Annotated in this window: 3 protein-coding genes; all 3 read left to right on the top strand. The window is 74.8% G+C overall.

What is annotated here, in order from left to right:
- Positions 1-1,461, top strand: a 1,461-nt coding sequence (locus E1283_RS33720; protein ID WP_132821973.1) for an ATP-binding protein, incomplete at its 5' end; no start/stop codon positions are given.
- Positions 1,452-1,772 (top strand): hypothetical protein, encoded by a 321-nt coding sequence (locus E1283_RS33715; RefSeq protein WP_132821972.1) that lies wholly within the window; start codon positions 1,452-1,454, stop codon positions 1,770-1,772. The genes E1283_RS33720 and E1283_RS33715, both read left to right, overlap by 10 nt.
- Positions 1,769-3,705: eCIS core domain-containing protein (locus tag E1283_RS33710; protein ID WP_132821971.1), on the top strand; the 1,937-nt coding region annotated here is incomplete at its 3' end. The genes E1283_RS33715 and E1283_RS33710, both read left to right, overlap by 4 nt.

Below are 3,705 nucleotides of genomic sequence, written 5' to 3'. Positions count from 1 at the left end.
CCCGACGCCTACCGCCGAACCGCCGACCGCCTCGCCGCCGCCTGGGCCACGGCCCCCGCCGGCGAACCGCCCGTGGTCGAGCTCGTCGGCGGCGATCCGCGGAGCCGCGTCGACCTGGCCGCCGCCGCTGCCCGCCGCGCCCGCCTCGGCCTCTACGCCGTCACCCCCGACGACCTGCCGGGCGACCCCGTCGAACGCGACCGACTCATCCGCCTCTGGCAGCGCGAGGCCGTGCTGTTGCCGGCAGCGCTGCTTCTCGAACTCGGCGAGACCGCCGAACCCACCCGCGAACTCGCCGCCACCACCGACTCGTTCGTCGCCGCCACCGGCGTGCCACTGATCGTCGCCAGCCGCGACCCGCGCACCGGCGGCCGCCGCGCCGAGCGCGTCAGCGTCCCCACCCTCACGCCGGAGGAACAACTCCGCCTCTGGGTAGCCGCGTTCCACGACATCCCCGGCGTCACCGAGGACCAGCTGCGCGACCTCGTCGCCCAGTTCACCCTGCCGCCGCACATCATCCGCTCCGCCGCCGCCACCGTGCGCCGAGCCGGCGCCGGCTCGGCGCACGGTGGCGGCGGCGGAACCGGCGACGACGACCTCAGCGCCACCCAGCTCGCCTGGCGGGCCGGCCTCGACGAGGCCCGCATCGGCCTCGACGAACTCGGCCGCCGCATCGAACCCCAGGCCACCTGGGACGAACTCGTCCTCCCCGAACGCCAGTTGGTCATCCTCCGGGAGATCGTCGCGCACGTCAGGCAGCGCGGCACCGTCTACCAGGAGTGGGGCTTCGAATCCGTGCTCCGCCGCGGCCTCGGCGTCACCGCCCTCTTCGCCGGCGGCTCCGGCACCGGAAAGACGCTCGCCGCCGAGGTGCTGGCCAACGAACTCGACCTGGACCTCTTCGTCATCGACCTCTCCCAGGTCGTCAGCAAGTACATCGGCGAGACCGAGAAGAACCTCCGCCGGGTCTTCGACGCGGCCGAACGCGGCGGCGCCCTGCTCCTGTTCGACGAGGCCGACGCGCTCTTCGGCAAGCGCAGCGAGGTCAAGGACAGCCACGACCGCTACGCCAACCTCGAAGTGTCCTACCTGCTGATGCGGATGGAGGCCTACCGCGGCCTCGCCGTGCTCACCACCAACATGAAGAAGGCCCTCGACAGCGCCTTCATGCGACGCATCCGCTTCGCCGTCGACTTCCCCTTCCCCGGCGTCCCCGAACGCGCCGAGATCTGGCGCCGGGTACTCCCCGAACGCGCCCCCACCAAGGGCCTCGACCCACGCCGCCTCGCACAACTCACCGTCGCCGGCGGCTCCATCCGCAACATCGCCCTCTCCGCGGCCTTCCTCGCCGCCGAGGAGGGCGACCACCTCCAGATGCGCCACATGCTGGCCGCCGCCCGCACCGAGTACCTGAAGCTGGAGCGCTCCCTGACCGCCACGGAGGTGCAGGGATGGATCTGAGCCCCCCGACGCCGGCGACCCCCGCGGGCCCGCGTCCCGCCGTGGAGCTGACCATCGGCGAACTCGTCCTCGACGGCTTCCCGCCGGCCCACGCGGACCGGATCTCCGAGTCCTTCCGCCGCGAACTGACCCGCCTCGTCACCGAACACGGCCTGCCACTCGCCACCACCCCCGGGGACGAACTCCGCGCCACCCTGCCCGAGTTACCCCGCCACCTGCCGCCGCACCGGCTCGGCGAGGCGCTGGCCCGCACCGTCCACGCCGCCCTGACCGACCCCGGTCGGGCCCAGGAACGGAGGCGGCCCCGATGAGCGCCTCGGCCCGCGACGCCCAACCCCGCTCCGACCAGCGCCGCAGGAAGCGCCGCACCCCCACGGCCCACACTCCCGAGCCCCGCCAGATCGTCAGCGGCGCCGGCCAGCCGCTGGACCCGGGCGTGCGGCGCGAGTTGGAGCAGCGCCTCGGCCACGACCTCAGCCGCGTCCGGCTCCACACCGACCGCGACTCGGCCGCCCTCACCGAACTCCTCGGTGCCGACGCCGTCACCGTCGGCACGGACGTCTTCTTCGCCGAGGGCGCCTACCGGCCCGACACCGCCGACGGCCAGCGGCTGCTCACCCACGAACTCCTGCACACCGTCCAGGCCCCCCACGCCCTCGGCACCCTGCGCGCCGGCCGCGACCTGGGCGCCGTCAGCCTCCCGTACGAGCCGATGGAACGCGAGGCCGAGGCGGGCGCCGCCCATGCCACGACCGAGGCCGCTGTCACCCCGACCCCGGCCGCCACCCCTGGCTGGCTCCGCTACGCCACCGTCGACGCCGACCGCAACCGCACCGAACGTCTCGACCCCGCCACCCTCGTCGACCGCCTCACCGCCGACATCATCCGCTCCCTGCGCGGCGACCCGGCCGACGCCTCGGGGCGCGTCCGCCTCCAACTCGCCCGCTTCTCACCCGAGGTCGAGGAGTCCGTGCTGGGCCGCCTGGAGCAGCGGCTGCCCACCCCCGACTGGGAGCGGGTCGTCGACCTCGTCGACGACGTCGAGGAGAACGGCTCCCTCGGCCCCGGCTCCACCGAAGCCCCCGCGCCCGTCGAGGACTTCATCGAACAGTGGCAGCGCGACCGCGAACGCGAGGAACAGGCCGAACGCGACGACCGCGAGCGCGACGAGGCGGTGGAGGGCGACGCCGAGCAGCGCGAGCAGGCGTCCGAGGAACAGGACGCGGCGGCCCAGCAGAGCACCGCAGCCGCCCCCTCCACCACCGGCGCGGCTGGCGGCGGCGCCGCCAGCCCGGGTGCGGAGGGCCGCGAGGACGAGGCGGAACAGGAACCCGAGGAGGAGGAAGAGGAGCAGCAGGACGAGGAGGCCGCGGAGGAAGAGGACGAGGAGCAGGAACAGGAGGAGGAAGAAGGGGAAGAAGACGAGGAGCAGGAGCAGGAGGAGGAACCCGAGGAGGAGCAGCCCGCCGAGGAGCGCGAGATCGCCGGCGCCGATCGGGCGCTCGCCGCCACCGCGGGTCCTCCGGGCGACACCGCTCCGCCCAGCGTGCTGCGCCCCGCCGGCGACGAGCAGCCGCAGTCCACGACCGAGCCGACCGCGGCCGAACAGTCCGCGACGGCCTCGGAACCGGCCACCTCAGAACAGCGGGCCCCAGAGCGCCCGAGCGCCTGGGACACCGAGCTGAAGCCCGACGACTTCCTGCCGAGCTCCGACCTCGACGTGTCCGGGGTGCCGACCGCCGACCAGCTCGAACCGGGCTCGTCCGCGCAGCCCAACATGCCCTCCTTCCCCGAGCCGCCCGCCACCAAGGCCGACGAGGTGCAGGCCGAACGTGACCGCGAGGACGCGGCAGAGGCCACCGGCGACCCGGACGCCGAACCGCAGGGGCTGCCGGAGGCCGCGTCCGAGGCCGAGGCCGTCGCACCCGCGCCGGAGGCGCAGCCCGAACCCGAGCCCGAACCCGAGCCTGAGCCCGATTCCGAGCCCGAGCAGTCCGTCGAGCAGGAGGTCGGCCCCGACCCGACCACGCTCAGCACCGCCACGAACGCCGAACCGGAGCCGGCGGCCCCCGCGCCGGAACCGGAACCGGAGCCGGAACCGGAGACGCCCGATCCGACTCCCGTCCCACCAACGCCGGAGCCGGAGCCGGCGGCGGAGCCCGAACCGGAGCGTGAGCCCGAGCCGGAACCACCGGCCGGACGCGTCCCGGAGCCGGCGGCCGAAACCCGGATGCCGCCCGCGCC

It is taken from the genome of Streptomyces hainanensis, from assembly GCF_004348415.1.
In the GTDB taxonomy this organism is placed as follows: domain Bacteria; phylum Actinomycetota; class Actinomycetes; order Streptomycetales; family Streptomycetaceae; genus Streptomyces; species Streptomyces hainanensis.
Note: the sequence above shows the minus strand (reverse complement) of the source record. Positions and strands in the feature narration are given on the sequence as shown.